The sequence below is a fragment of the Streptomyces sp. NBC_01232 genome (assembly GCF_035989885.1).
Lineage (GTDB): Bacteria > Actinomycetota > Actinomycetes > Streptomycetales > Streptomycetaceae > Streptomyces.
On record NZ_CP108518.1, the window covers coordinates 790,634 to 814,761 of the forward strand.

20 protein-coding genes and 2 pseudogenes are annotated in these 24,128 nt (G+C 73.1%); 8 read left to right on the top strand and 14 right to left on the bottom strand.

From position 1 onward, the window contains the following. Nucleotides 1-71 precede the first annotated feature (71 nt). Together OG444_RS03835 and OG444_RS03840 are read left to right on the top strand one after the other, a co-directional pair. Nucleotides 72-1,127 (top strand): zinc-dependent alcohol dehydrogenase family protein, encoded by a 1,056-nt coding sequence (locus OG444_RS03835; protein ID WP_327260740.1) that lies wholly within the window; start codon nucleotides 72-74, stop codon nucleotides 1,125-1,127. 84 nt (nucleotides 1,128-1,211) lie between these two features. Next, nucleotides 1,212-1,607, top strand: coding sequence for a hypothetical protein (locus OG444_RS03840; protein WP_327260741.1), 396 nt, complete (start codon nucleotides 1,212-1,214; stop codon nucleotides 1,605-1,607). 273 nt (nucleotides 1,608-1,880) lie between these two features. On the opposite strand, the pseudogene OG444_RS03845 reads toward OG444_RS03840, so the two are convergent. The 9 genes and pseudogenes from OG444_RS03845 to OG444_RS03885 form a co-directional block, all read right to left on the bottom strand. Beyond that, a pseudogene (locus OG444_RS03845) lies at nucleotides 1,881-2,118 on the bottom strand (transposase); the annotation flags it as partial. A gap of 49 nt (nucleotides 2,119-2,167) precedes the next feature. Beyond that, the gene (locus tag OG444_RS03850) at nucleotides 2,168-2,902 is read right to left on the bottom strand and encodes a maleate cis-trans isomerase family protein (protein ID WP_327266651.1); all 735 of its coding nucleotides are present in this window, start codon (nucleotides 2,900-2,902) and stop codon (nucleotides 2,168-2,170) included. 91 nt (nucleotides 2,903-2,993) lie between these two features. Continuing rightward, on the bottom strand, nucleotides 2,994-3,899 hold the full coding sequence (locus OG444_RS03855) for a fumarylacetoacetate hydrolase family protein (protein WP_327260742.1): 906 nt from the start codon (nucleotides 3,897-3,899) through the stop codon (nucleotides 2,994-2,996). A gap of 110 nt (nucleotides 3,900-4,009) precedes the next feature. Continuing rightward, nucleotides 4,010-5,122: a cupin domain-containing protein gene (locus tag OG444_RS03860; protein WP_327260743.1), complete on the bottom strand. Its 1,113-nt coding sequence runs from the start codon at nucleotides 5,120-5,122 to the stop codon at nucleotides 4,010-4,012. Beyond that, nucleotides 5,119-6,147: a carbon-nitrogen hydrolase family protein gene (locus tag OG444_RS03865; RefSeq protein WP_327260744.1), complete on the bottom strand. Its 1,029-nt coding sequence runs from the start codon at nucleotides 6,145-6,147 to the stop codon at nucleotides 5,119-5,121. The genes OG444_RS03860 and OG444_RS03865 overlap by 4 nt, the downstream gene beginning before the upstream one ends. 18 nt (nucleotides 6,148-6,165) lie before the next feature. Next, entirely contained in the window at nucleotides 6,166-8,466 is a 2,301-nt protein-coding gene (locus OG444_RS03870; RefSeq protein WP_327260745.1) for an oxidoreductase, read from the bottom strand. Further along, entirely contained in the window at nucleotides 8,448-8,825 is a 378-nt protein-coding gene (locus OG444_RS03875) for an acyl-CoA thioesterase (protein WP_405792557.1), read from the bottom strand. The genes OG444_RS03870 and OG444_RS03875 overlap by 19 nt, the downstream gene beginning before the upstream one ends. A 126-nt stretch (nucleotides 8,826-8,951) precedes the next feature. Further along, nucleotides 8,952-10,580, bottom strand: a pseudogene (locus OG444_RS03880) (AMP-binding protein); the annotation flags it as partial. 201 nt (nucleotides 10,581-10,781) lie between these two features. Next, nucleotides 10,782-11,228 (bottom strand): ATP-binding protein, encoded by a 447-nt coding sequence (locus tag OG444_RS03885; RefSeq protein ID WP_327260746.1) that lies wholly within the window; start codon nucleotides 11,226-11,228, stop codon nucleotides 10,782-10,784. 229 nt (nucleotides 11,229-11,457) lie between these two features. Between OG444_RS03885 and OG444_RS03890 the strand changes: the two genes are divergently transcribed. Both OG444_RS03890 and OG444_RS03895 read left to right on the top strand, forming a co-directional pair. Then, nucleotides 11,458-12,408 carry an alpha/beta hydrolase gene (locus OG444_RS03890; RefSeq protein ID WP_327260747.1) on the top strand — a complete coding sequence of 317 codons (951 nt, stop codon included), beginning with the start codon at nucleotides 11,458-11,460 and terminating at the stop codon, nucleotides 12,406-12,408. A gap of 114 nt (nucleotides 12,409-12,522) precedes the next feature. After that, nucleotides 12,523-13,281, top strand: a complete 759-nt coding sequence (locus OG444_RS03895) for a phosphatase PAP2 family protein (protein WP_327260748.1) — start codon at nucleotides 12,523-12,525, stop codon at nucleotides 13,279-13,281. Nucleotides 13,282-13,511: 230 nt separating this feature from the next. On the opposite strand, the gene OG444_RS03900 is transcribed toward OG444_RS03895, so the two are convergent. From OG444_RS03900 to OG444_RS03910, 3 genes are all read right to left on the bottom strand, one after another. After that, complete coding sequence (locus OG444_RS03900; RefSeq protein ID WP_327260749.1) at nucleotides 13,512-14,519, bottom strand: LacI family DNA-binding transcriptional regulator; 1,008 nt, start codon at nucleotides 14,517-14,519, stop codon at nucleotides 13,512-13,514. Between the two features lie 72 nt (nucleotides 14,520-14,591). Continuing rightward, nucleotides 14,592-16,136 (bottom strand): carboxylesterase/lipase family protein, encoded by a 1,545-nt coding sequence (locus OG444_RS03905; RefSeq protein ID WP_327260750.1) that lies wholly within the window; start codon nucleotides 16,134-16,136, stop codon nucleotides 14,592-14,594. A gap of 111 nt (nucleotides 16,137-16,247) precedes the next feature. Beyond that, nucleotides 16,248-16,982, bottom strand: coding sequence for a phosphatase PAP2 family protein (locus OG444_RS03910; RefSeq protein ID WP_327260751.1), 735 nt, complete (start codon nucleotides 16,980-16,982; stop codon nucleotides 16,248-16,250). Between the two features lie 647 nt (nucleotides 16,983-17,629). Between OG444_RS03910 and OG444_RS03915 the strand changes: the two genes are divergently transcribed. The 3 genes from OG444_RS03915 (at nucleotide 17,630) to OG444_RS03925 (ending at nucleotide 21,686) form a co-directional block, all read left to right on the top strand. After that, a complete protein-coding gene (locus OG444_RS03915; RefSeq protein WP_327260752.1) occupies nucleotides 17,630-18,892 on the top strand; it encodes an MFS transporter in 1,263 nt (420 codons plus the stop codon). Between the two features lie 127 nt (nucleotides 18,893-19,019). Next, nucleotides 19,020-19,925 carry a 5'/3'-nucleotidase SurE gene (gene surE, locus OG444_RS03920; protein ID WP_327260753.1) on the top strand — a complete coding sequence of 302 codons (906 nt, stop codon included), beginning with the start codon at nucleotides 19,020-19,022 and terminating at the stop codon, nucleotides 19,923-19,925. Between the two features lie 144 nt (nucleotides 19,926-20,069). Continuing rightward, nucleotides 20,070-21,686, top strand: a complete 1,617-nt coding sequence (locus tag OG444_RS03925) for a carboxylesterase/lipase family protein (RefSeq protein ID WP_327260754.1) — start codon at nucleotides 20,070-20,072, stop codon at nucleotides 21,684-21,686. Between the two features lie 75 nt (nucleotides 21,687-21,761). Here the strand turns inward: OG444_RS03925 and OG444_RS03930 are convergent, their stop codons facing one another. Together OG444_RS03930 and OG444_RS03935 are read right to left on the bottom strand one after the other, a co-directional pair. Further along, entirely contained in the window at nucleotides 21,762-22,337 is a 576-nt protein-coding gene (locus OG444_RS03930; RefSeq protein ID WP_327260755.1) for a hypothetical protein, read from the bottom strand. Between the two features lie 101 nt (nucleotides 22,338-22,438). Then, nucleotides 22,439-23,530, bottom strand: coding sequence for a DUF2330 domain-containing protein (locus OG444_RS03935; RefSeq protein WP_327260756.1), 1,092 nt, complete (start codon nucleotides 23,528-23,530; stop codon nucleotides 22,439-22,441). An 86-nt stretch (nucleotides 23,531-23,616) separates the two neighbouring features. On the opposite strand from OG444_RS03935, the gene OG444_RS03940 reads away from it, so the two are divergent. After that, nucleotides 23,617-24,126, top strand: coding sequence for a hypothetical protein (locus OG444_RS03940; RefSeq protein WP_327260757.1), 510 nt, complete (start codon nucleotides 23,617-23,619; stop codon nucleotides 24,124-24,126). Nucleotides 24,127-24,128 lie beyond the last annotated feature (2 nt).

Below are 24,128 nucleotides of genomic sequence, written 5' to 3' on the forward strand. Positions count from 1 at the left end.
CCTCTCGGCGCCGTTGGGGGGCGGGCCGGACCGGGGTAGCGTGCCGCTCAGTCGAGTGGAGGGCGGGATCCGTGCGAGCGGTGGTCTTCGAGCGGTACGGCGAGCGGGCCGAGGTCAGGGACGTGCCGGAGCCGGCTCCGCCGGCGGGCGGGGTGGTGGTGCGGGTCGAGGCCACCGGGCTCTGCCGCAGCGACTGGCACGGCTGGATGGGCCACGACCCGGACATCGTGCTGCCGCACGTCCCCGGGCACGAACTCGCGGGTGTGGTCGAGGCCGTGGGGGCAGGGGTGCGGAACTGGCGGGTCGGTGACCGGGTCACGGCGCCGTTCGTCTGCGCCTGCGGCAGCTGCGCGGACTGTGCGGCCGGTGACCACCAGGTGTGCGCACGGCAGACACAGCCCGGGTTCACGCACTGGGGGTCCTTCGCCGAGTACGTGGCCCTGGACCACGCCGATGTGAATCTGGTGGCCGTGCCGGAGGAGCTCTCGTACGTGACGGCGGCCGGTCTCGGGTGCCGCTTCGCGACGGCGTTCCGGGCGGTGGTGGCACAGGGTCGCGCGGCGGCGGGCGAGTGGGTGTGCGTGTACGGCTGCGGCGGGGTGGGCCTCTCCGCGGTGATGATCGCGGCGGCGGCCGGGGCCCGGGTGATCGCCGTGGACACGGCGCCGGGGGCGCTGGAGCTGGCGCGGAAGTTCGGCGCCGTGCACTGCGTGGATGCCGGGGACGGCGCCGACACCGCAGGGGCCGTACGGGAGTTGACCGGCGGGGGCGCGCACCTCTCGCTCGACGCGCTGGGGTCACCGGCCACGGCCGCGGCCTCGGTGGCCGGGCTGCGGCGGCGGGGGCGGCACGTGCAGGTGGGGCTGCTGCCGACGGCAGCCGGGGCGGCGGTCCTGCCGATGGACCGGGTGATCGGCTGGGAGCTGGAGATCCTCGGGAGCCACGGCATGGCGGCGCACGCGTATCCGCCGATGATGGAACTCGTCCGGGGCGGTGTGCTGCGGCCGGACCTGCTGGTCACCTCGACGATCACACTCGACGCGGCTCCGGCGGCGCTGGCCGCGATGGGCTCGGCGGCGGTGCGCGGGGTCACCGTCATCCTGCCGGGATCGGGTGCCGGGCGCTGAGTTACGATCGCCCGGTTCGAGCGGAGGACGGAACGGGAACGGCGGGTGGTGGGCGTGAGCTCCGGCGGAAGAGTGGCGGGGGCCGTGACCGCGGCGCTGATGGGCGGGCTGGTGCTCGGCGGCTGCTCCGGCGCCGCGGGCGGGCCCACCCCACCGGCGGCGGAGAAGGCGGGGACGCCGACCGCGAGTCCCGATGCGGCGACGGCTTCGCCGTCCCCCTCGGTCTCGCAGCCGGCCGCCCCGGAGCCCTCCGACGCGGTGTCGCCCACGGCGGCGGGGTCGAAGCCCTCGCCCAGCCATGGGTCGAAGCCGGCGCCGAAGCGCAGTACGGCCGGGTCGTCGAAGATCCCGCAGAACCCGTACCGGGGCCCCAACCCGCCTCCGGCCCCGACCCACGTCCCGACACTGGACTGGAAGCCGTCGCCCTTCGACCCGAAGGACCCCTCGATCCCGAAGTACACGCTGCCGCCGCTGCCGTAGACGCAGAGGCAGAGGCAGACCTAGCAGACACGTACCGGCCTCCGCGGGGGTGCTGCCAGGCCAGCAGTTCCTGGACGCGGCGGTGTCGTCCCGGATCCGGCCGACGATTCGACGCGGGCGTCCGTTGACACACAGAACCCCGAACACGCCGAGGACCGCGGCGAAGATCCGCTCCCCGGGCCTCTGCGCGCATGCTCGCGCACGGGCGGCGGCTACACGCCGCCTCCGATGATCCACCAGTGCGAGGAGACGCCGGCGAGCGGACCAACAGCACTCCACCCGGCCCACCGCGTCGTCACGGACCTGCACATGCTCCAACAGCCCTGCCCACGTGCCATCCGCCTCCCAGCGGGCGAACCGCTCGTAGACGGTCTGCCACGGGCCCATACCGCCCCGGCAGATCACGCCACGGAGCCCCGGTCCGCAAACGCCACAGCACACCATCGACCACCTGACGGTGATCACGCCACGGCCGACCACGCCCGTCCACCTGCGGCAACAAGGGCTCCATCCGCTCCCACGCCGCGTCCGTCAACCCACCTCGACCTGCCGCACAAGTCTTAGGCAGGCGGCCCCGGCAGTGGTGTCCGCGCGTACTTGCCCGACAGCAGGTGGCCCGCTCCCGGGGCCACCGCGTCCAGGTCCAGGGCCCGGAGCATCTGGTGGGCGGTGCAGACGGCCGCGGACACCACCGGCTTGCCCAGGAGCTGCTCGGCCTCCTCGATGGCGCCCAGGGAGGGCATCTGCACGCAGGCCGAGAGCACGACCGCGTCCGCGTCCGCGTGTTCCAGCGCCTGTGCGAGGCCGGGCAGCCGGGCCGGGTCGTGGGCGGCGACGTCGAGGTTGTCGGGGATCTCCAGGGCCTGGTGGTCGAGGACCTCGATGCCCTCGTGCGTGAGGTAGTCCACGACGGTCCGGGTGAGCGGGCGCATGTACGGGGCCAGCAGCACGATCTTCCGGGCGCCGATGGTGTGCAGCCCGTGGACGAGGGCCCCGGCGCTGGTGACGACGGGGGCGGGCGCTCCGTTCTCGACCGTCCGGGTGTGCAGTCGCTGCTCCGAGGTGCGGTGGTAGCCGAGGCCCATGCTCATGATGGCGACCAGACAGGCGTAGCCCAGTACGTCGACCCGGGCGTCGGAGAGTTCGACGGCGCAGCGGTCGGAGTCTGCGTCCATGGCCCTCAGTTGCTCCGGGGTCACGTGGGTCATGCGCATCCGGCTGGAGTGGAAGGTGAAGCGCTCGTCGGGGGCGACGGCCTCGCGGGCCCGGAGGATGGCCGGGACCTCCGTCTCCATGGTGACGTTGGAGCTCGGCACGATCTGGCCGATGCGGTAGGTGCGGGGTGGCACGGGTACTCCTCTTTGCCTGTGTGTATGTGGGGGGGGGTCAGCGGGCGTCGACGACGGGATTGGTCAGGGTGCCGATGCCTTCGACCGTGGCCTCGACGGTGTCACCGGGGCGCAGGAACTCGGGCGGGACCATGCCGGCGCCGACGCCGGACGGCGAGCCCGTCGCGATGACGTCGCCGGGCTCCAGGGTCATGCCGGAGGAGATGTCGGCGATGAGGCGGGCGATGGGGAAGAGCATGTGCCGGGTGTTCGACTTCTGCTTGGTGACGCCGTTGACGCGCAGGGAGAGGTCGAGGGCCATCGGGTCCGGGATCTCGTCGCGGGTGACGACGACCGGGCCGAAGGGGGCGTAGGAGTCCTGGCCCTTGGAGAAGAACCACTGGCCGGAGCGGCGCTGGTCGCGGGCGCTGATGTCGTTGACGATGCTGAAGCCGAAGATGTGGTCGTACGCGTCCTCCTCGCTCACCCGGAAGGCGGTGCGGCCGATGACGACGGCGAGTTCGCACTCCCAGTCGAGCTGGGTGGTGAGGTCGGCGTTGTGCAGGATCGGCTGGCCGGGTCCGGTGACGGCGGTGGCGGGCTTGCCGAAGAGGACGGGGCGCGGCGGCAGGTCCTTGTCGGTGTCGAGGCTGCGGCTGGACTCCTCGACGTGCTCGATGTAGTTGAGGCCGACTCCGATGATCTTGCCCGGGCGCAGGGGTGCGCGCAGGGTCACGGCGTCGAGCCGGTGGACGGCCTCGGCCGGCCGGGCTTCGGGTCCGGCGGCCAGCAGGCCGCGCGCAGTCTCCTGGGCGGCCGCGCCGGCCCGGATGAAGGACAGCAGGTCCAGGGGCAGTTCCGCACCGGCGCGCCGGGCCAGGGTGGTGAGGTCCACGACGAGGTCGTCGACCTGCGCGCCGAGACGCACGGAAGCATCGTCGAGGGTGTAGCTGAGCAGCCTCATGGGGGCTCCTTGCAGTGGAGTGGGAGGGTGGCGAGGGGTGGATCGGCGGCGGGGCTCCGCCGTACCGGGGCCGGTGTCAGGGCCGGCGGCGTCCGGTACGGCGGAGCGGTTCAGAGGGTGGGCTGGTGGCCGCCGTTGTCGGCGTAGGCCTCTTCCCGGTGGAATCCGAGGGAGCGCATGACGGGGAAGTCGTTGAAGGAGAAGAGGCAGGCGTCCTCGGCCTCGTCGAGGTTGTGGTGCTCGTGCCAGGCCCAGGACGGGACGCAGAAGATGTCGCCCTGCTTCCACTCGAAGCGCTGTCCGGCGATCACCGAGACACCGCGGCCCTTGGCCGCCGTGTAGATCACCGAGCCGGTGTGGCGGTGGGCGAGGGTGGCCTGGCCGGGGCGCAGCAGCTGCATGTGGGCGCCCATGGTCGGCATGACGGAACCCCCGGTGACCGGGTTGGTGTACTCCGCGATCACGCCGTCGTACGGGGACCCCTCGGTCGCCTTCGCGAGGCTGCGCAGGGCCTCGTAGGTGGGCTCCCAGGGGTAGGCGAGCAGCGGCGAGTAGGGCCGGGTCCACTTCTCGACGCCGTAGGGGAGGAGGTTCGCGCCGTAGGTCAGCACGGAGGAGTTGATGACCTTTCCCGGGGTCTGGTAGAGCTCGGGGTGGACCTCGTAGAAGCCCGCGTCGAGGGCGTTGACCAGCGGGATGTCGAGTCCGTCCTGCCAGATGACGGGGGCGTCGTCCGCCTCGTTGCCGTGCTCGTGCCAGGTCCCGTTCGGCGTGATCGCGAAGTCGCCGGGGCCGACGCGCAGCTTCTGCCCGTCGACGATCGTCCAGGCGCCCGTGCCCTCGTGGACGAAGCGCAGGGCCGCGGCCTGGTGGCGGTGGGCGGTCATCGCCTCGCCGGGGCCCATGATCTGCAGCCCGGTGTAGAGGAGGCCGACGGCGGCGCTGACCTCCTTGCGGCCCGGGTTGACGAGCATGACGACCCGGCGTCCGGCGTCGTCGCCCTTGACGAGGCCGAGGGCCTTGTGGACCAGGGGGCGCAGGTCCTCGTACCGCCAGAGCACCGGGACCGACTTCGGCTGCGGGTACCAGGGCTCGATGTCGTTGGCGACGGTCCACAGCGCGCCCGCGTCGAGCGTGCCGAGCTCCTCGTAGTAGCGGCTGAGTTCCGGGGTCTCGGACACGCGGGCACGGCCGAGCATGGTGTCGTCCTGCTCGATGGTCATTCGTCCTCCTCGGGAGCGGCGGGAGCGGCGGGAGCGATGGGCGCGCCGGGAACGACGGGCGCGGTGAAGGTGACCGGCGGCCTGGGGCGGTTGTCCACTTCGAGGCGGAAGACGTCGAAGCGGTTGTAGTGGCCGACGATGTCGTGCATCTGCTTGGGCTGGATGCACCTGGCGAGGTCGATCTCGCCGTAGACGATGCCCTCGTCGTCGACGAGGGGTTCGGTGACGGGCCGGCCGTCGGGGCCGAAGATCCCGGACAGGGCGCTGCGCGGCCGCGTGAACTGCTTGCGGAGCTCCTCGTCGTCCCCGGCGAGCAGGTCCACGATCTCCGGGGAGACGGTGGAGCAGGCGACCACGGAGAAGACCTTGCCCTCGAAGCTGTGGGCCGCGGTACGGACCGCGATCGCGTCGGCCATGTCGTAGTCGGCGGGGGCGACGGGCAGGGCGATGTAGCAGGAGGCGTGGACGAGTTCGCCCTGGGCGAGGAGGGCGAAGCGGGCCAGGGTGTTGGTGTTCTCGCCGCAGGCCAGCACGCCGAGGGGGCCGACGGGGGTGTCGTGGACGACGAGCGAGCTGCCGTCACCGCCGGTCCAGGTGAGCTTCTCGGCCCAGGTCGGCACCAGCTTGCGGTGCACCCCGAGGAGTGCGCCGTCGGGTCCGATGGTCAGCAGGGTGTTGTGGAGGACGCCGAGGCTGTGCGGGACGCGCTCGTTGACCCCGATGACGAGGACGACGCCGTGCCTGCGGGCGGCCGCCCGCAGGCGGTCGACGTGCGGGCCGGGAATGTCGACGGAGGCGCGCTGGAGCCGCTCGAACCAGGGCGAACCCTGGACCGGGTTCATCGTCCAGTTCCAGTACGGGTACCCGGGGACGAACACCTCGGGGAAGACGACCAGTTCGGCCCCGCCCGCCGCGGCCTCGGCGATCAGGGCGACGGCCTTGTCCACGGTGGCGGCGGGATCGAGGTAGACGGGCGCGGCCTGGACGGCCGCCGCCGTGAAGCGGGGCAGGTGGTCCCTGTCCATGTGCGTGGGCACCTCCGGCTATCGGTGGGCGGGAACCGCTGCGCGGGGCAGCCAGCGGCGGTGGACGGATTCGGCGGGCTGCCGCAGCAGTTCCAGGCGCGGCGGGATCCGGTCGGTCCGCGCCGACGGGGGCCGCCCGCTGCCCGCGCGCCAGGCGCGCGCCCAGGGCGCGGCCGGGCCCTGGTAGCCCTGGGCGGCCGCCGCGTGCAGGGTCCACAGGGGGTCGTGGAGCTGGGCGCGGCCGACACCGCACAGGTCCGCCCGGCCGGCCAGGATGATCGAGTTCACGTCGTCGTACGTGGAGATCGCGCCGACGGCGATGGTGGGGATCCCGGTGGCGTTGCGGATCAGGTCCGCGTACGGGGTCTGGTAGCTGCGGCCGTAGCGGGGCTTCTCGTGGGCGACGACCTCGCCGGTGGAGACGTCGATGGCGTCGGCGCCCGCCTCGGCGAGTGCGCGCGCGATCCCGACGGCGTCGTCCTCGGTGGTGCCGCCGTCCGCCCAGTCGGCGGCGGAGATCCGCACGAGCAGCGCCTTGCCGGCCGGCCACACCTCTCGTACGGCGCGCAGCACTTCGAGCGGCAGCCGGAGCCTTCCGTCCAGGTCTGTGCCGTACTCGTCGGTGCGCCGGTTGGTCAGCGGGGACAGGAAGCCCGAGAGCAGGTGCCCGTGCCCGTACTGGAGTTCCAGTGCGTCGAAGCCCGCCCGGTCGGCGCGCCGGGCCGCGCCCACGAAGTCCCGTACGAGTGCGTCCATGTCGGCCCGGTCGGCCTCGCGCGGCACCGGGCTCCGCTCGTCCCAGCGCAGTGCGGAGGCGGCGATCGGCTGTCCGCCGCGGCCGGCCGCGCGGCGGCCGGCGTGCGTGAGCTGGATGCCGAGGCAGGTGTCGGACTGGCCGTGGACGAAGTCGGTGAGGCGCCGCCAGGCCGCCTCCTGTTCGTCGTTCCACAGGCCGGGGCAGCCGGGGGTGGCCCGGCCGCCGGCACTGACGGCCGTCATTCCGGCGAGGACCAGTCCGGCGCCGCCGATGGCCTGCGTGCTGAGGTGGACGAGGTCGAAGTCGCCCGGAACCCCGTCGCGCGCGGTGTGCAGGGCGGTGGGCGGTACGACGACCCGATTGCGCAGCAGCAGTCCGCCGAGCGGGTAGGGGCGGAACATGGGCGGAACGTCCGACGCGCGGTTGACCGCGCTGGTGAAGCCCTCGTCGCGCACGCGCAGGTTGTCGTAGGTGACGCGACGGCTGCGGGTGAGGAGGTTGAAGGCGAACTGGTGCGGGTCCTGGCCGGCGTACCGGTCGATGTGCTCGAACCATTCCAGGCTGGCCTGCGCGGCGCGCTGGGTGGACTCCACCACGGGCCTGCGCTCCTCCTCGTAGGCGGCGAGCGCGGTCGGCACGTCGGGGTGCTCGTGCAGGCTGGCCGCGAGTACGAGGGCGTCCTCCATGGCGAGTTTGGTGCCGGAGCCGATGGAGAAGTGCGCGGTGTGGGCGGCGTCGCCGAGCAGGACGACGTTCTCGTGCCGCCAGGTGCGGTTGCGGACCGTTGTGAAGCGCAGCCACTTGGAGTTGTTGGGGATGAGGCGGTGGCCGTCGAGGTGGTCGGCGAGGAGCTCCTCGCAGCGCCGGATGCTCTCCTCGTCGCTGGTTCCGGGAGGATGGTCGCGGTCGGCGAACTCCTCGAATCCGGCGCGCCGCCAGGCGTCCTCGGTCATCTCCACGATGAAGGTGGAGCGGGTGGCGTCGTAGGGGTACGCGTGCACCTGGAGCGTGCCGAAGTCCCGCTCCTCGACGATGAAGGTGAAGGCCTCGAAGACCTTGTCCGTGCCGAGCCACATGTAGCGGCCGGAGCGCTCGTCGAGGTCGGCCGCGAAGGTGTCGGCGTATGCGGCGCGGGTGGCCGACCGTACGCCGTCGCACGCCACCACCAGGTCGTACGTGGCAGCCAGTTCGGCCGCGGGCGGGGCCTGCGTGCGGTAGCGGACGTCGACCTCGAGGTCGGCGCAGCGCCGCTGGAGGATCCGCAGGAGGTGCTGCCGGCCGAGGGCGGCGAAACCGTGGCCGCCCGAGGTGAGGGTGCTGCCCCGGTATCGGACGTCGATGTCGGCCCAGCGGGCGAACTCGGCCGACATCGCCTCGTGGATCTCGCGGTCGGCCTGGGCGATTCCGTCGAGCGTCTCGTCGGAGAAGACGACCCCGAAGCCGAAGGTGTCGTCAGGGGCGTTGCGTTCCCAGACGGTGACCTCCCAGTGCGGGGAGAGCTGCTTGGTGAGGGCCGCGAAGTACAGTCCGCCGGGCCCTCCTCCTATGACTGCGACGCGCACGGCGTGCCTCCTGATGCTTGCGCGGTGGTGAGTAGTTCCGGTTGCTGCGGCCCCGCCGCGCCGAGCAGTTCGCGTACGTCCTCGGGCCAGGGGGTCGACCCGGTCGCGTGGGCGGCCGAGTGGGCGATGATCATGCGGCCGGTGGCCGCCTCGCCGCCCTGGGCGCCTCGTACGGTGAAGGCGTAGTGCAGGGAGGCCGTCCCGACCTTGGTGACCTTCAGTTCGGTGCGCACGGCGTCCCCGAACCAGAGGCGGGCCCGGTAGTCGGCCTCGAAGTGCACCCTGGGCGTGCTGCCGAACAGATGGGACAGGCCCAGGCGGTGGAGCAGGACGGCCTCGGCCGCCTCGACCCAGCGCACGACGGTGGAATGGTGGTAGTGGCCGGCGGCGTCGGTGTCGGTCCATTCGACGCGGCGTTCGACGACGACACTGGCCGGCTCGGCGACCGGGCCGGCCGGCAGGGCGGCGGATCCGGTTCCGGTGGCCGCCGCGGCCCGGGCACGTTCGCGCAGTTCACCGCGCCGCAGCTTTCCGGTGCCGGTGCGCGGGAGCGCGGCGACGAACTCGACGGCGCGCGGGTACTTGTACGGGGCGATGGTCTGCTTGACGTGGGCCTGGAGCTCACTGACCGTCGTGCCGTCCGCCGGGACCCCGGCGCCCAGGACGACGTACGCCTTGACGAGCATGCCGCGCCGCGGGTCCGGGGCCCCGACGACGGCGCACTCCTCGACGTGGGGGTGCGTGGCGAGGGCCTTCTCGACCTCGGGGCCCGCGATGTTGTAGCCCGAGGAGACGATCATGTCGTCGCTGCGGGCGACGTACCAGAAGTAGCCGTCCGCGTCGCGTATGTAGGTGTCGCCGGTGACGTTCCAGCCGTTCCTGACGTACGAGACCTGGCGCGGGTCCTCCAGGTACCGGCATCCGGTGGGACCGGTGACCGCCAGCAGGCCCGGCTGCCCGTCGGGGACGGGGTCCCCCTGTTCGTCGACCACTGCGGCGCGGTAGCCGGGAACGGGGCGGCCGGTGGAGCCGGGCCGGATGTCCTCGTCGGCCGCGGAGATGAAGACGTGCAGCATCTCCGTGGCACCGATGCCGTCGATGATGCGCAGGCCGGTGGCGGCGTGGAACTCGTGCCACACCGCGGCCGGGAGCGGTTCGCCCGCGGACACGCAGCGCCGCAGCCCGGCCAGCCGGTCCACCGCCCCCGCCTCCATGATCGCGCGGTAGGCCGTGGGCGCGGTGAACAGCACGGTCACTCCGTGCTCCGCGACGAGATCGGCCAGCTGCAGCGGGGCCGCCTGCTCGATCAGCAGGGTGGCGGCCCCGACGTGGAGGGGGAAGACCACGAGTCCGCCGAGCCCGAAGGTGAAGGCGAGGGGCGGCGTACCGGTGAAGACGTCGTCGGGGCGGGGCTTGAGGACGTGCCTCGAGAACGTGTCCGCGTTGGCGAGGACATCTCGGTGGAAGTGCAGGGTCGCCTTCGGCCGTCCGGTCGTGCCCGAGGTGAAGGCGATCAGTGCCACGTCGTCCGCGGCCGTGACCACGGTGCTGAAGCGGCCGTCCTTGGCCGCGCAGCGCGCGGCCAGGTCCTCCGGTCCGGCACCCCCGTAGGTGACGACCGGCAGCACCGGCAGGCCGGGGCGGCCGCTCGCGTCGAGTTCCTCGGCGTAGCGGTGGTCGCACAGGGCGAGCGCGGGCCGGCTGATGTCGGTGAGCTCGGCGAGTTCGCCGGCGCGCAACAGCGGCATGGTCGTGACGGCGACGCCGCCGGCCTTCAGAACGCCGAACCACGCGGCTACGAGCCAGGGGTTGTTGGGTCCGCGCAGCAGGACGCGGTTGCCGGGCCGGAGGCCGAAGTCCTCGGTGAGGACCTGGGCGACCTGGTTGGCGCGGTGCTGCAGTTCGCCGTATGTCCAGCGCTCGGTCGGGGTGAGCAGACAGGGGCGGTCGGGGCCGTGCCGCTCGACGGCGTCGTCGAGCAGGCGCCGAGCGCAGTTGAGTCGGTCCGGGTACTCCAACTCCGGTAGATCGAAGTGGAGTTCGGGCCAGAGGGGGAAGGGCGGAAGCCGATCACGGCAGAACGGATCGGCGTACGCGGAAGGGGAGAGCTCCATGGGGCGGCACCTCAATCAGGGAGCAGCGGGGAGATGACTGCAAGGTATGTCGAATATTTGGCGTCCGTCAACATCTCGCGATATTCCGATGCCCGAGAGGCTCCTCACACCACCCCCGAGCACCCCCGCGACACCCTGCGGCGCCCTCGCAGAGCCCCGGCCGCGACCCCTGCAGCGCCCCGCAACGCCCGCCGATGCGGCTCAGGGCACGGGGACGCGCACCCTGACGGCCTTGCCGAGCCCGCCCACAACGACCGAGAGCTCACCGCCCAGTTCGGCCGCCAGCAGCTGCACCATCAGCAGCCCGCGCCCGCTCTCCGCGTCCGGGTCGACCTCCCGGCGGGGGGCGGGCAGCCGCGGCAGGCCGGCGCCCCCGTCGGCGACCTCCAGCCGGAGCCAGCCGCCGCCCACCGCCAGGGCGACCCTCATCCGCCCGGCGCCGGCGCCCACGTGCAGGACGACGTTGCCGACGAGTTCACTGACGGTCAGCAGCAGGGCGTCGACCACCTCGGCGGCGACCCGCCAGTCGTCGAGCATGGCGCGCACACGGGACCTGACCTGCGGAACACTCTCGGCGGTGGGCTCGGCGACCCAGTGGACGAAGCTTCGGACCGCGGGACCGGCGGACCGGTCGGCAGTGGTGAGCATGACGTGCTCCCGGAGGGGGATGGCGGCACCGCCACTGAGCAGCTCGTGTAACTGATCCGGAATCCGGATCGTTCCTGGGCTTGTGGTCAGCGGAAATGCGTCGCTAGAGTCCTTGATTACACGTGTAACAAGCTACGCCTCCCCCGGTGACCCGCGCAAGCATTCCGGACAAACGACGCGAAGCCTGCACCCCGCCCCACCGGGGCACTGCCGAACTGGAAGGGCCGCAATGACACAAACTCCTCCCGCCGAGATCGACATCGCCGACATGACCTGGCCGCCCCCGCCCTACCGGTCCCCCGTACCGCCGGTGACGGGCACGGACGGCGTGCGGCGCTTCGACGGGATCACCTACGCGACCACGCCCGGCTACCGGCCCCGGCTGCTCGACGTGCAGGTGCCCGCCGGCGAGGGCCCGTTCCCCGCGATCGTCTGGATCCACGGCGGCGGCTGGCTGGACGGCGACCGCCGCTACCCGCCGCCGACCGTGCCCGCCGACCTGCTCCACGGGTCGGTGCTGTCGGCCGGGATCGCCCTGGTCTCCATCGACTACCGGCACAGCCTCGAAGCACCGTTCCCGGCCCAGCTGCACGACGTGAAGGCGGCCATCCGCTACGTCCGCACCTTCGCCGACGCCCTCGGCATCGACCCGGACCGGATCGGAGTCTGGGGCGAGTCCGCGGGCGGGCACCTGGCCGCCCTCGCCGGCGTCGTCGGCCCCGGCAGCCCCCAGGGCGCCGCGCTCGAGGGCACACAGGGCGTCGGCTCCGGCGACACCGCGGTCCGCGCGGTCGTCGACTGGTACGGCGTCTCCGACCTCGTCGCCCTCGCCGGGCACCCCATGCCGGCCATGCCCGGTGCGGAATTCCCGGACCCCTACGAGGCCCTGCTGGGCGCCGGTGTGGACGAGCGGCCGGACCTGGCCCGGGCCGCGAGCCCGGTGACGTACGCCCCCGGCTCGAACCCGCCGCCGTTCCTGCTGGTGCACGGGACCCGGGACGGCCTGGTCCCGTACAGCCAGAGCGAGGTCCTGGCCGAGGCACTCAACAGCGCCGGGGGCGAGGTCACGCTGCAGCCCGTGGAGGGTGCGGACCACATCTTCCTCGGCTCCCCGGACATCCCCGCGATCGTCGAGGAGAGCGTGGCCTTCCTGGCCCGGCACCTCGGCGCGGGGGCCTGACGGCGCCGGTCCCGCGTTCCTGATCCACCACGGGGGCGCGGCAGCGGCCGCGCCCCCGCATCCCCTTCGGAGCACACCAGGCCGCGTCCCCCGCCGCGGTCACGAGAGGCAGTCATGTCCGGCATCCCCACCACCACCCCGCACGACAGACCCCACAGACCCGACCGACCGCACCGCTCCGGGTCCGGGGCTCCGCGCAGCCGCGGCCTCCTCGTCACGGGCCTCCTGCTCCTGGCGGCAGCCGTACTGACGGCCGTCGTCGTCCGCTCCGACGTGGCGGACCCGCCCTTCCAGGGGCTGGACGACGGCTGGCTGATCTGGATGGGCGGACCCCACGAAGGGCTGTACCAGGCTGCCGCCACGGTGCTGGACCTGTTCGGCGGGCCCGTCGGCGCCCTCCTCCCGCTCTCCCTGCTGGCCCTGCTGCTCTTCCGGCGGCGCTGGGTCTCGGCCGGCTTCCTGCTCGCCGCCTACCTGGGCGGCAACATGCTGGTCGTCCAGGGCCTCAAGCACCTGGTGGACCGGCCGCGCCCGGCCGATCCGCTGGTCCGGGTCGACCACGGCTCCTTCCCGTCCGGACACGCGGCCACGGGTGCGCTGCTGGTCGTCGTCATCGGGGTGCTGCTGGTCCCGGCGGCCCGGCGGCGGGCGTGGTGGATCGGGGGCACGGCCTTCGCGCTGGCCATGATGTGGAGCCGTACCTGGCTGCACGCGCACTGGCTCAGCGACACGGTGGCCGGGGCCGCGGTGGGCGCGGGGGTGGGGCTGGTGGCGTGGTGGCTCTTCCAGCCGGCGCTCGCCCGGGAACGTGCCCGCGCCCACGACCGCCGGGGGGCGGCCGCGGGCGCGGGCACGGGCACCACTGCCGCGTGACCCGAGCACGCCACGCGTGAGCTCGCGCAACGCGCTGCCGGCCGGGGCCGTCACCACGACGCCCCGGCCGGCAGCGCGCGGACGGCGCAGCGGCGGGCGGGAGGGAGGAACAGGAGCGGCGGGGGAAGGAACGGGAGCGCCGGCCGGTCGCCGCCGCTCCCCCGGTGTGCCCCGCGAGCTGTGTGCCCTGCCGCAGCCGGCGCCCCGCGGGCCGTCAGGCGTTCAAGGGGTCACGAGGTCAGGCGGTGGACCAGGACGGGGGTCACGGCCGGCACCGGAGTCGCCGTGCCGGTTTCGATCAGCTCGTGCACGGCGTCCGCGATCTGCGCGGCCGACGGCATGTCCAGCCGGACCGTGGTGAGGGCGGGCTGCTGGAGCGTGGAGAGGACGAGGTCGTCACAGCCGACCAGGGCCACCTCGTCCGGCACGGAGATCCCCTCGGCCTGGAGCGCGTGCAGCAGCAGGGCTGCGTACTCGTCGTTGTACGTGAAGGCGGCGTCGAGGCCGAGGCCGCGCCACCGCCGCGCCAGGGCGCTCGCCGACTCCCGCGTGTAGGCCAGCTCCACCGGGGTGACGGTGGCCATGTGCCGGGCCGCGACCGACTCGGCGCCCGCGAGGCGCGGCTCGGCGAGGGTGCCGAGGCCGCGCTCCTGGGGCATGACGACGCCGATCCTGGTGCGGCCTCGCGCGATGAGGTGCTCGGCCGCGGTGGCACCGATGTGGGTGTGGTCGAAACCGATGGTGTGCACCCCCTCGACGGGGTGGGCCGCGAAGGCCAGCAGGCCGCGCACCCCGGCACGGCCCAGTACCTCGGCCGCCTGGGCCGTGAAGCGGTCGCCGTCCAGGGCGACGACGGCCGCGGGGCGCAGTTCGGCCCAGGCCCGGGCGGCGTCGAGGGGGTCGGCGAAGCGGCCCGCGTGCAGCACGGCCGTGTAGCCGAAGCGGTCCAGCTCGCTGTGCAGGTCGTCGACCCAGTCGCTGACGAGGCGGCCGATCGCGGAGATCGACGCGGGCATCAGGACGAGGTTGCTGCGGCCGGCGCGCAGGGACCGGGCGGCGGCGTGCGGTACGTAGCCGAGCTGCTTGGCGGCGTCGAGCACCCGGGCGCGGGTGCTCGCGCTGACCCGGTGGCCCTGGGTGTCGTTGAGGACGAAGGAGACCGTGGCGCGCGAGACCCCGGCGAGGCGGGCCACGTCGGCGCTGGTGATGGATGCCGGGACGTGTGTGTCTTTGGCCATGACGTCCCTCGACGCTCCTTGTGTTGCGGTTCTGCTCGGGTGCTCCTTCCTTCTCAGGTTACACGAGTTAAATCAAGAGGCGGGGGTGTGCAGGAGCCTGGAGGGTCCCGCGAGGTCGTCGAGGGCGGTCACCACCGAGTCGAAGCGCATCGTGGTGCGGGACGGCGTTTCGTACCGCCGCCACTGCGGCAGGTCGGGGTGATTGGGGTCGCCGGTGCGGACGAAGGCGATCCAGGCCCGGTGCATGGCGTACGCGAGGCCGTCCCGGACGGCGGGGGCGAGGCCGGCCAGGAAGGGGGCGTGCGACCACTGGGCGAAGTTGTCGAAGACGAAGGGCAGTTCGAGGCAGTGCGCGGCCCCGAGCCGGCCCTCGTGGGCGGGCGTGGGAAGGTCGAACTGGTAGGCCCATACGGGATGGCCCGACTCGGCGCGTGCCTCGGCCAGCCGCAGCGCCGGCACTCGGAAGAGCTCGTCGGTGATGAGGTCCATGAGGACGTCGGCCGGACGGGCGCCGGGCCGGGCCCGCTCGTACGCCGCGTACACGCTCTCGGCGGCTTCCTTCCCGAAGGTGTCCCCGATGCGGTCGGTCACCTCCTCCCGGGTGGCGCCGGCGTAGCCCTCGTCGAGGGCGAACCCGAAGTTGGCCTCCTCGCGCGTCCAGCCGATCATGACGTCGATGCCGGCCGCCGCTCCGCCCAGCAGGGCCTCGGCGGGGTGACCGGCGAGGGTGACTCCGTCGATCACGGGCAGGAAGGGCGTCGGCCAGTACCCCCACCGCACGGTCTGCGCGAACAGCCCCGCGCCCGCCCCGATCAGCTCGGGCCAGGGAAGCGTGCGCAGCCGGTCCAGGTCCTCGGCGCCGGCCAGTTCCAGGTAGGCGGCCGTGCGCTCGAGGTACGCGTCCGGGCGCGGGAGGTCCAGGCCGAAGGGCGGGCTCTGCAGGATCACCCGCCCGATCAGGCCGGCGGCCTGCGGGTGACCGGCCAGGGCCGCGGTGGAGACCGCGCCGCCGGACTGCCCCGCGACCGTGATGCAGTCCGGGTCGCCGCCGAAGGAGGCGATGTTCTCCTTCACCCAGCGCAGGGCGGCCAGCTGGTCGGTGAGCCAGAAGTTCCCGCCCGCAGCGCCCTCGCCCCCCTCGTCGCCCTCTCCCGTATAGAGGTAACCGAGCGGCCCTATGCGGTAGTTGATACTCACGACGACGAGGTCGCCGTCGCGGGCGAAGGTGTCACCGGAGTAGGTGGGCAGCGAGCCGGATCCGGAGACGAAGCCGCCGCCGTGGATCCAGATCAGCACCGGACGCCGGCCGGCGTCGACGGCCGGCGTCCAGAGGTTGAGGGTGAGGCAGTCCTCGTCGAAGGGGGGCGACCCGTGGCCGCCGAGCACCGGGTCGCCGCCTTCCATGTACATCTGCGGCGCGCTCGGGCCGTCGGTGGTGGCGTCCCGCGTGCCGCTCCAGCCGGCGTGCGGCTGCGCGGGCCTCCAGCGCAGGTCACCGACCGGTGGGGCGGCGTAGGGCACGGCACGGAAGACCGTGACGCCGCCCTCGGTCGCGCCGCGCAGGCGGCCTGCGGGCAGGTCCACCACCGTCCGGTCCTGGCCAGGGGGGTGAGGCATGAGCCGTTCCTTCCTCGCTGCCGCGCGCTCGGTGCGCGCCGCGGATCGAGCGTATGGCGTGAATTTGCCGAACGTCAATGTGTCACGATAATTCGACCCCTTCGGTCGCGCTCACAGCCACAGGCTGTTCGCGGCCATCCGCTCCGCCTCCACATCCAGCAACGACGCGAAGATCCGCCACACCACCATGCAGGTTCCGACGCCGACGACAGCGCCGGCGAAGGTGTCGCTGAGCCACTGGGCGTGGAGCCACGTCCGGTTCCCCATCATCGCGAGTACGTACGAGGCCCCGAACGCCCACCACCAGCGTCGCGCACGCGGCGGGAACACCACCACCGCTACGGCGACCACGAGCGCCACCGCGCTGAACACCTGCCCGGACGGGTACGAACCGTCACTGACCAGGACCCACGGGTGCGGCGGGCGCGGCCGGTCGGCCAGCTGCTTCATGGGCAGGAGCACCACGAGGTTGGCGACGACGGTGACCGAGAAGACGAACAGCCCCGAGCGCCAGCGCCCGTAGACGCACAGGCAGCCGATCACCAGGAGCGGCAGGACCATGCCGAGCGGGCCGCCGAGCCGGTCGAGGACGGTGCTGAATGCGCCCAGCTCACCGGATTCCGCGGCGGCGGAGTCGTTCAGGGACGCTGCCCAGCGGTCGTCGAGCCCCTGGAAGAACGGCTGCCGGTCGAGTCGGAGCAGCAGTCCGACCAGGAACGCCAGGAGCAGGAGGGCGATCCCGGCTCCGAGCGCGTGGCGCGGCGGGGCCGCCGGAAGGTGATGGCGGGGCGGGGCGACCTGCCGGGGTGGCCGGGACGGCGGCACGGAGGAGGGCGAAGGGAACATGGCGGGCCTTTCACGGTCGTCTTCCCCGGGCGGTGGGGGCACGCGGAGAGCAGGCACGGGCGTGTGGAGCGCGACGGAACGGGACGCGACGCGGAACGGGATGCGGCGACGGAACGGGATGCGACACGGAACGGGATGCGGCGACGTGCGGCGAGGCGCGGCCGGGAGCCGCGCGACCGCGGCGGGAGCCGCACCGGCCGCCCCTCGCGGACCGGACCCACCAGCAGGGGCGGTCCGGACGCGGGGAACCGCCCGGTGCCGCCGGGGTGCAGAACCCTCCGGCGACCGGGTCGTCGCGGTGCGGCACGGAGTATTGCCGATGCGTCACGACCGCCACAAGAGCAAGAGGGTTTCTCGACAGATCCGCCACTCCCGATGGCCTCGATCCGATGGTTACACGTCTTGCCTCGCCGGCTCCCCCGTCGGTCACGATCTGCACAACGACCCGCCGCAGGCTCTGGCGGAGCCCGGAAATGGGTGCTACACAGTGTCCACCGCACTTGGTGACACGTGTAACAACATCACGTTACGAACGTCGTCCGCCTCCGCACCTTCCGGCGACGACGCCGTCCGGCGCCCCGCTCTCGGGCCGCCCGCCTTCTCCGCTGCACGCCACCTCCCCGCTCCGTCCCCCGAGGAGTAGTCCCATGGCCACGCCCGAAGTCGTCGAACCAGTCGAACCCTCCGTTCCCCCGACCGGGGAGACCGCCCCCCGGCGTGGTCTCCTGCCCCTGCTCCTGGTCTCCAACTCGGCGATGATGGCGCTCTACATGGGTGTCGGCTCCGTCCTGCTGCCGACCCAGATCGCCGCGATCGCGCCCGACGACAAGGTCGCCGTACTCGGCCTGATCGGCGGCGTCAGCGCGGTCTTCGCCACCGCCTTCAATCCCATCGCCGGCGCCCTCTCCGACCGCAGCGGACGCCGCAACCCCTGGATCCTGGGCGGCGGTCTGGCCTCGTTCGTCCTGCTGGCCGTGCTCGGCGGTGCGACCACCGCGCTGCTGGTCGGCATCGGCTGGTGCCTGATCCAGGCGACCATGAACGTCTATCAGGCGGCCGTCACCGCCATCGTGCCCGACCGGATCCCCGCCGCCCGCCGCGGCACCGCGTCCGCTCTGGTCGGTCTCGGTCTGCCCATCGGCGGTACGGTCGGCGTCCTCATCGCCTCCCAGACCGCGGACCACCTGCGCACCGGCTACCTGATACTCGGCGCGATCGTCGCCGGGTCCGCCCTGCTGCTCAGCCTCTTCTGCCGGGACGTTGCGCGCACCGGGCCCGCCGTCGCGGCGCCCGCCAAACCGCGGGGCGCCCAACTGGCCGCATTCCTCTCGGCCCTGGCCAACCACGACTTCCGCTGGGCCTTCATCGGCCGGGCCCTGATGGTCCTCGGCTACTTCTCCGTCGTCGGCTACCAGCTGTACATCCTCGGCGACCACATCACGCTGCCCGGCGGGCTGACCCCGCCCGCCGCCATGGCCGTCCTCACCCCGGTGTCGATGATCGCGATGGCCGTCTCCACCGTGGTCGGCGGTCTGCTGTCCGACCGCTGGAACCGCCGCAAGGTGTTCGTCGGCGTGTCCGCCGCCCTCGCCGGGCTCGTCATGGTGGTCCCGGTCATCAGCCCGACCTGGACCGGCATGCTCGTCTTCAGCACGCTCAACGGACTCGCCTTCGGCTGCTTCATGGCCGTCGACACCGCGCTCGTCACCCTGGTCCTCCCGCGGGCCGAGGACGCCGCCCGCGACATGGGCGTGCTGAACATCGCGAACGCCGGACCGCAGATCATCGCCCCCTTCGTCGCCTCGGCCGTCGTCACGGGGCTGGGCGGCTACACCCCGCTCTTCCTCGTCGGCGGAGCCCTCTCCCTGATCGGCGCGCTCGCCATCCTCCCGATCCGCAGCGTGCGCTGACCCGTCCCGGGCCGGTCCCCCGGGGCCCGGCCCGTACGCAGCTCCGGCGGGCGTTCGCCGAGGGTCGTGCGCCCGCCGGTACCCACCCCTTCTCACCCTCATCCCCTTCCCTCTCAAGGAGCATCCTGTGAGACGCAAGCGAGTTCTGCCGCTGGCCGCCCTGCTGCTGTGCACGCCCGCTCTGGCCGGCACGGCACCCGCGGTCGCCGCGCCGCAGGCCGCGCCCGCCGGCCCGTTGCGGATCCTGCTCACCAACGACGACGGCTACAACGCGCCGGGCATCCGCAAGGCCTTCGAGCGGCTGACCGCCGCCGGGCACGACGTCACGATCGTCGCCCCGCTCACCAACCAGAGCGGCACCGGCACGAAGATGATGAGTGCCCCGTCGATCACGGTGAAGCACCCCGAGCCCAAGGTCTGGGCCGTCGACGGCACCCCGGGCGACTCCGTCGCCTTCGGCCTGGCCGAGGTCTTCGCCGGGGACGCCCCCGACCTGGTCGTCTCGGGCACCAACTTCGGCCCGAACGTCGCCGGTCTCGCCACCCACTCCGGTACGGTCGGCGGCGCCGTCGCCGCGCTGGAGCACGGCGTACCGGCCATCGCGCTGAGCACCGGGGGCGTCGCCGCACCCGACCCGGTCACCACGGTCAACGCGATGGGCCCGACGGTCGACTTCACCGTCAAGCTGATCGACCGGCTGCGGGCGCGGGCCCGCTCCGGGCCGCTGCTGCCCCACGGCGTCGGCCTGAACATCAACCACCCGGTGGTCGGAGCCGACGGCAAGGGTACGGCCGCGGGTGTGTCCTCGACCTTCCAGGATCCGCAGACCCTGCTCGAACCGGACTTCACCGATGCGGGCGACGGCACCTGGAAGCTGACGGTCAAGGTGGACCTGCGGCCCGCGGCCAAGGGCAGTGACATCGAAGCCGTGACCGCAGGCCGGATCGCCGTGAGCCCCATGAGCCCCAACTGGAACACCGGCCCGGTCGACCACGCCCTGACCTCCGCGCTGATCGCCGGACTGCGTCCCTGACGGGTCCCGGCCGGGGCGGAGCCCGCTCCGCCCCGGCCGCCTCCTTGCCTGCCCGGCACGCAAGGGACCGGGCAGGCGGGCAGGACCTGTCCCACCCACCCCCGGCACGACATCGTCACGCACCGGCACACTCCAGGAGGACGGATGAAGAGGCCCGGCAAACGGCTGCCCTCTGCAAGGTCCCTGCTCGGTACCGCACTTGCCCTGGTGACCCTGCTCGCCTCGGCACCACCGGCCGCGGCTTCACTGTCGTCGCAGCCCGCCGGGTCGCCGCGCCCGGTGGTCACCCTCGCGCAGGGCGGCGCCGTGCGCGGTCAGTCCCGCGACGGCGCACAGGAGTTCCTCGGTGTCCCCTACGCCGCTCCCCCGGTCGGGGACGCACGGCTCCGGGCGCCCGCGCCCCCGCCCCGCCGGCACGGGGTGCGGGAGGCCACCCGGCAGGCTCCCGCATGCCTGCAGTTCTCGCCGTTCGGCCTGAGCGATCCGGCGGCGGCCGGCGAGGACTGCCTCTACCTGGACGTGTACCGGCCCCGGACCGCCCGCCCCGGAGCCCGGCTCCCGGTGATCGTCTGGATGCACGGAGGTGCGTACAGCCAGGGCACGGGCACCCAGTTCGGCGGCCGGACCATGGCCGACCTCACCCAGAGCGTGGTCGTCAGCATCAACTACCGCCTGGGACAGCTCGGTTATCTCGCGCTTCCCGAGCTCGGCCGGGAGAACGCCCTGCGCTCCGGGTCCTTCGGCCTGATGGACCAGGTCGCCGCCCTTCGCTGGACCCGGGAGAACATCGGCGCGTTCGGCGGCGATCCGGGCAACGTCACGATCTCCGGGCAGTCGGCGGGCAGCGGTTCCGTCTGCGCGCTGCTGGCCGCCCCGTCGGCCGCCGGCCTGTTCCACCGGGCCGTGCTGCAGAGCGGTCCGTGCACCCTGCTGGGTACACCGGACAGCGCGGACGCCGAGGCACAGGCACGGGCCTTCGCCGCACGGGCGGGGTGCACCGCCCCGGCCGAGGTTGCCGCCTGTCTGCGCGCCGCCTCCGGAGCGGCCCTGGTGGAGGCGGCCCGTACGCTGCCCACCCGGGGTCCGGCCTCCGGTGACGGGCTGCTGCCGGTCGCTCCCGCGCAGGCCATCGGGAGCGGTGGGTGGAACAAGGTGCCGGTGCTGATCGGGAGCACCCGTTCCGAGGCCCGCTTCTTCGTCGCCCTGACGCAGCCGCACCTGACCGCCGAGCAGTACGCGGCGCAGGTCCTGGCGGGATACGGGCCCGCCGGACCCGAGGTGCTCGCGCGCTATCCGGTCGCCGCGTACGGCTCGCCGTATCTGGCGCTGTCGGCCGTGATGACGGACTCGACCTTCGCGTGTCACACCGCGTGGACGGCGCAGCTGTTCGCGTCCCAGGTACCGACGTACGTCTACGAGTTCGACGACCCGCGGTCGCCGACGCTCGCGGGCGCGCAGGTGCCGGGCCTGGACGAGTCCAACGCGCACAGTGCGGAGCTGGCCTATCTGCACGACTTCACCATGGGCGAGCGCCCGCTGGCCCCGGTCCAGGTCGCGCTCGGGAACCGGATGAAACGCTACTGGGCGGCGTTCGCCCGCTTCGGCGCCCCTGTGGTGGCCGGCCAGACCGCGTGGCCGCCGACCGGTGCGGGAGCCGCCACGGTCCTCACCCTCAATCCGTCGGCGACGCGGACGAGCACCTCGTTCGGGGCGGACCACAACTGCGCCTTCTGGCGGACCCAGCCACCGCGGCCGCTCTGAGCGGGCCCCTGTCCGCGCCGTGGCCGTCGGGGGGCTTCCCCTGGGCGCACCGACCGGGGGAGGCCGGGGGCGAAGCTACTCGTCATAGCCCTCGGGGACCTTGCCGCAGGGCGCGTGGATGCTGACGGCGAGTGTCCCGGTCGGCTCGTACCAGCCCACATCGACCCGGTCGCCCGTGCTCTGGTGCTCGTAGCCGAAGCCCATGTCGGAGAAGTCCTGGCCGGTGGGCTTCCAGCCCTGCTGCGACAGCCGGGCCCGGACCCGCTCCTGGGCGGTCCGGGCGGTGTCCTTCGGGACGTCCGTGGTCTGCCAGTCGAGTATGAAGCTGCGGACGTCGCTGCGGCCCCGGTCGATGTGGGCCAGGGAACGCAGTCCCCGGTAGGAGCAGGCACCCGTTTCCACCCGTTGGGGCAGGACTTCGGCGGGCACGGGCAGGCCGATGTCGTCCTGGACGCGCTCGGCCTCCGCGCGGAGCCGGGTGCCGACGACGTTCGGATCGACCTCCGGGTACGGCTCGCCGTTCCAGACGCGGTACGCGCCCCAGCAGGTGGCCAGGACGAATGTGACGCCGGCCAGCGCCAGCGCCGCCTGCAGGGGACGCGGGCGCGGGCGCGCCGGCGCCGCCGGGGAGAGGGGTTGCACGGAAGGCATGCACCAGACCGTACGGGGGCGGGTGGCACCGCACATCGGGGAGGGTACTCACGTCGATGTGAGTACCCTCCCCTCCCCGCCCGACGCACGGCCTTCTCCGGTCAGGCGGCAGCCGCCCCGGCGGGGCGCGGCCGGCGGGCGCGGATCCGGAGGATCGCGACGGCCGAGGCCGTCACCGCCACCGCCACGGCCCCGATCGTCAGGAGCCAGGCCGGGACGCCGCCCACCATGAGCAGCTCGTCGCGGTAGATCGCCCGGCGGTACGGGGTGTCCTTGGCGGTGGCGCGCAGTTCGTGGTCGGCGTCGATGCGCCCCGGGTCCGGGAACCTCTGGTCGATGGCGGTGAGGAACACCGGCCCGGCCCCGGCCAGTTCGGCGAGCGGGCCGCCCTCGGGTTCGATCGATCCCGCGAAGGTCACCTTCGGTGCGGAGCCGCCGATCGCGGTCGCCGGCTCCATGCGGTGGTCGGCCAGCACGTACAGGCCGAGGGACTGCGGTGTGTTCGCCATCCGGGAGAGCCGCATCGGGTAGACCAGCCGGTCGCTCTCGAAGCGGATCCGCAGCGGGTCGAGGTCGCCCCGCAGCGGCTTGCCCTGCTGGCGGGGGGCGAGCCGTACCGCCACGTACTCCCAGCTCTGGTCGACGTACGGCTTGACCTCGGTGGCGAGGCGGTCGGGGAGCGTGAAGCCGTTGCTCTCCAGCCAGTTCTTCAGCGCGTCCGGGTCGGTGGCGGTGAGCCGGGCGACATCGAAGTCGCCGAGCTGTTCGCGGCCGACGACGCCGACGGGCGGGGCCGCGCTGCCGGGCATCGGGGCTCCGGCGGTGTCCCCCGTGCGGGAGGAGAAGGGCCAGTCGCGCTCACGCGGCCAGAAGTAGCTGCGGGTCTTGCGTTCGGGCCGGGTCAGCCGGCTCAGTTCGTCGAACATCTTCCCGTCGGCCAGCTCGACCGTGGCCCGGCCGGGCACCGGCATGATCCAGGCGGCGCGGTGGGCGTCACCGCCCACGGTGAACCGCATGACGATCTGCTCCGTGCGGCCGTCCCAGCGCACGACGGAGGTCTCCCGGTCGACGCCTATCCGGGACTGGCCGTCGGGGATCATGGCCCCGCAGCCGCACGCGTAGGCGGGGTTGACCAGGGCCACGAGCTGGGTCACGAGCAGGGCGAACAGCAGTGCCGGAATTCTTCGTTTCATCCACACGGGGTCTCAGACGACGGCACCTGGGATCCGGTTCCGACCCCCCTCGCCGACCACTGCGACCTGGCCTCATACTGTGCCCCATGACGGGGAGCGAGAAGCAGCAGCAGGCTCTGCTGCGCCGGTCCGCGGTGCTGCGCAGCCCGCTGGTTCCGGATGCCGTGGCGGCGGAGATCGCGCGGCACGACTGGGAGTCCATCGAGTGCGGCTGCGGCCGCTCGGCGGGCCATCTGATGGACGCAGTACGGGATGCCGCCGAGGGGCATCCGTCGGCGTTCCACGCACTGGAGGGGCATGTCTTCTTTGCGGAGCACCTGAAGCCGCCCGCCCCGGCGGTGTGCGGTGTCCTGATGGCCGTGTGGGCCGCGCACCCGCCCCGGCAGGCGACCCGCGAGGCCCTGCTGTGGACCCTGCTGGCGCTGCTGTGCACGGTGGACGACGGCGGCACCCACGAGGCCGGACTGCACGGGCAGTGCGCCGCCTTCATCCGTACGGGTGTGGACGGCTTCCGCCGGGAGACCGCCGCCGCCCCGGGTTCCGGGACGGCCGCCTACGCGGAGGCCATTTTGGACATCCTCGGCATGCCGGCCTGAGA

Excerpts from the sequence above, each read along its gene's own strand:
- OG444_RS03860 (WP_327260743.1), bottom strand. The coding sequence starts at position 5,122 with ATGACCATCGAGCAGGACGACACCATGCTCGGCCGTGCCCGCGTGTCC.
- OG444_RS03895 (WP_327260748.1), top strand. The coding sequence starts at position 12,523 with ATGTCCGGCATCCCCACCACCACCCCGCACGACAGACCCCACAGACCC.
- OG444_RS03855 (WP_327260742.1), bottom strand. The coding sequence starts at position 3,899 with ATGAGGCTGCTCAGCTACACCCTCGACGATGCTTCCGTGCGTCTCGGC.
- OG444_RS03930 (WP_327260755.1), bottom strand. The coding sequence starts at position 22,337 with ATGCCTTCCGTGCAACCCCTCTCCCCGGCGGCGCCGGCGCGCCCGCGC.
- OG444_RS03910 (WP_327260751.1), bottom strand. The coding sequence starts at position 16,982 with ATGTTCCCTTCGCCCTCCTCCGTGCCGCCGTCCCGGCCACCCCGGCAG.
- OG444_RS03905 (WP_327260750.1), bottom strand. The coding sequence starts at position 16,136 with ATGCCTCACCCCCCTGGCCAGGACCGGACGGTGGTGGACCTGCCCGCA.
- OG444_RS03890 (WP_327260747.1), top strand. The coding sequence starts at position 11,458 with ATGACACAAACTCCTCCCGCCGAGATCGACATCGCCGACATGACCTGG.
- OG444_RS03915 (WP_327260752.1), top strand. The coding sequence starts at position 17,630 with ATGGCCACGCCCGAAGTCGTCGAACCAGTCGAACCCTCCGTTCCCCCG.
- OG444_RS03885 (WP_327260746.1), bottom strand. The coding sequence starts at position 11,228 with ATGCTCACCACTGCCGACCGGTCCGCCGGTCCCGCGGTCCGAAGCTTC.
- OG444_RS03935 (WP_327260756.1), bottom strand. The coding sequence starts at position 23,530 with ATGAAACGAAGAATTCCGGCACTGCTGTTCGCCCTGCTCGTGACCCAG.
- OG444_RS03925 (WP_327260754.1), top strand. The coding sequence starts at position 20,070 with ATGAAGAGGCCCGGCAAACGGCTGCCCTCTGCAAGGTCCCTGCTCGGT.
- OG444_RS03865 (WP_327260744.1), bottom strand. The coding sequence starts at position 6,147 with ATGGACAGGGACCACCTGCCCCGCTTCACGGCGGCGGCCGTCCAGGCC.
- OG444_RS03900 (WP_327260749.1), bottom strand. The coding sequence starts at position 14,519 with ATGGCCAAAGACACACACGTCCCGGCATCCATCACCAGCGCCGACGTG.
- OG444_RS03940 (WP_327260757.1), top strand. The coding sequence starts at position 23,617 with ATGACGGGGAGCGAGAAGCAGCAGCAGGCTCTGCTGCGCCGGTCCGCG.
- OG444_RS03850 (WP_327266651.1), bottom strand. The coding sequence starts at position 2,902 with ATGGAGACGGAGGTCCCGGCCATCCTCCGGGCCCGCGAGGCCGTCGCC.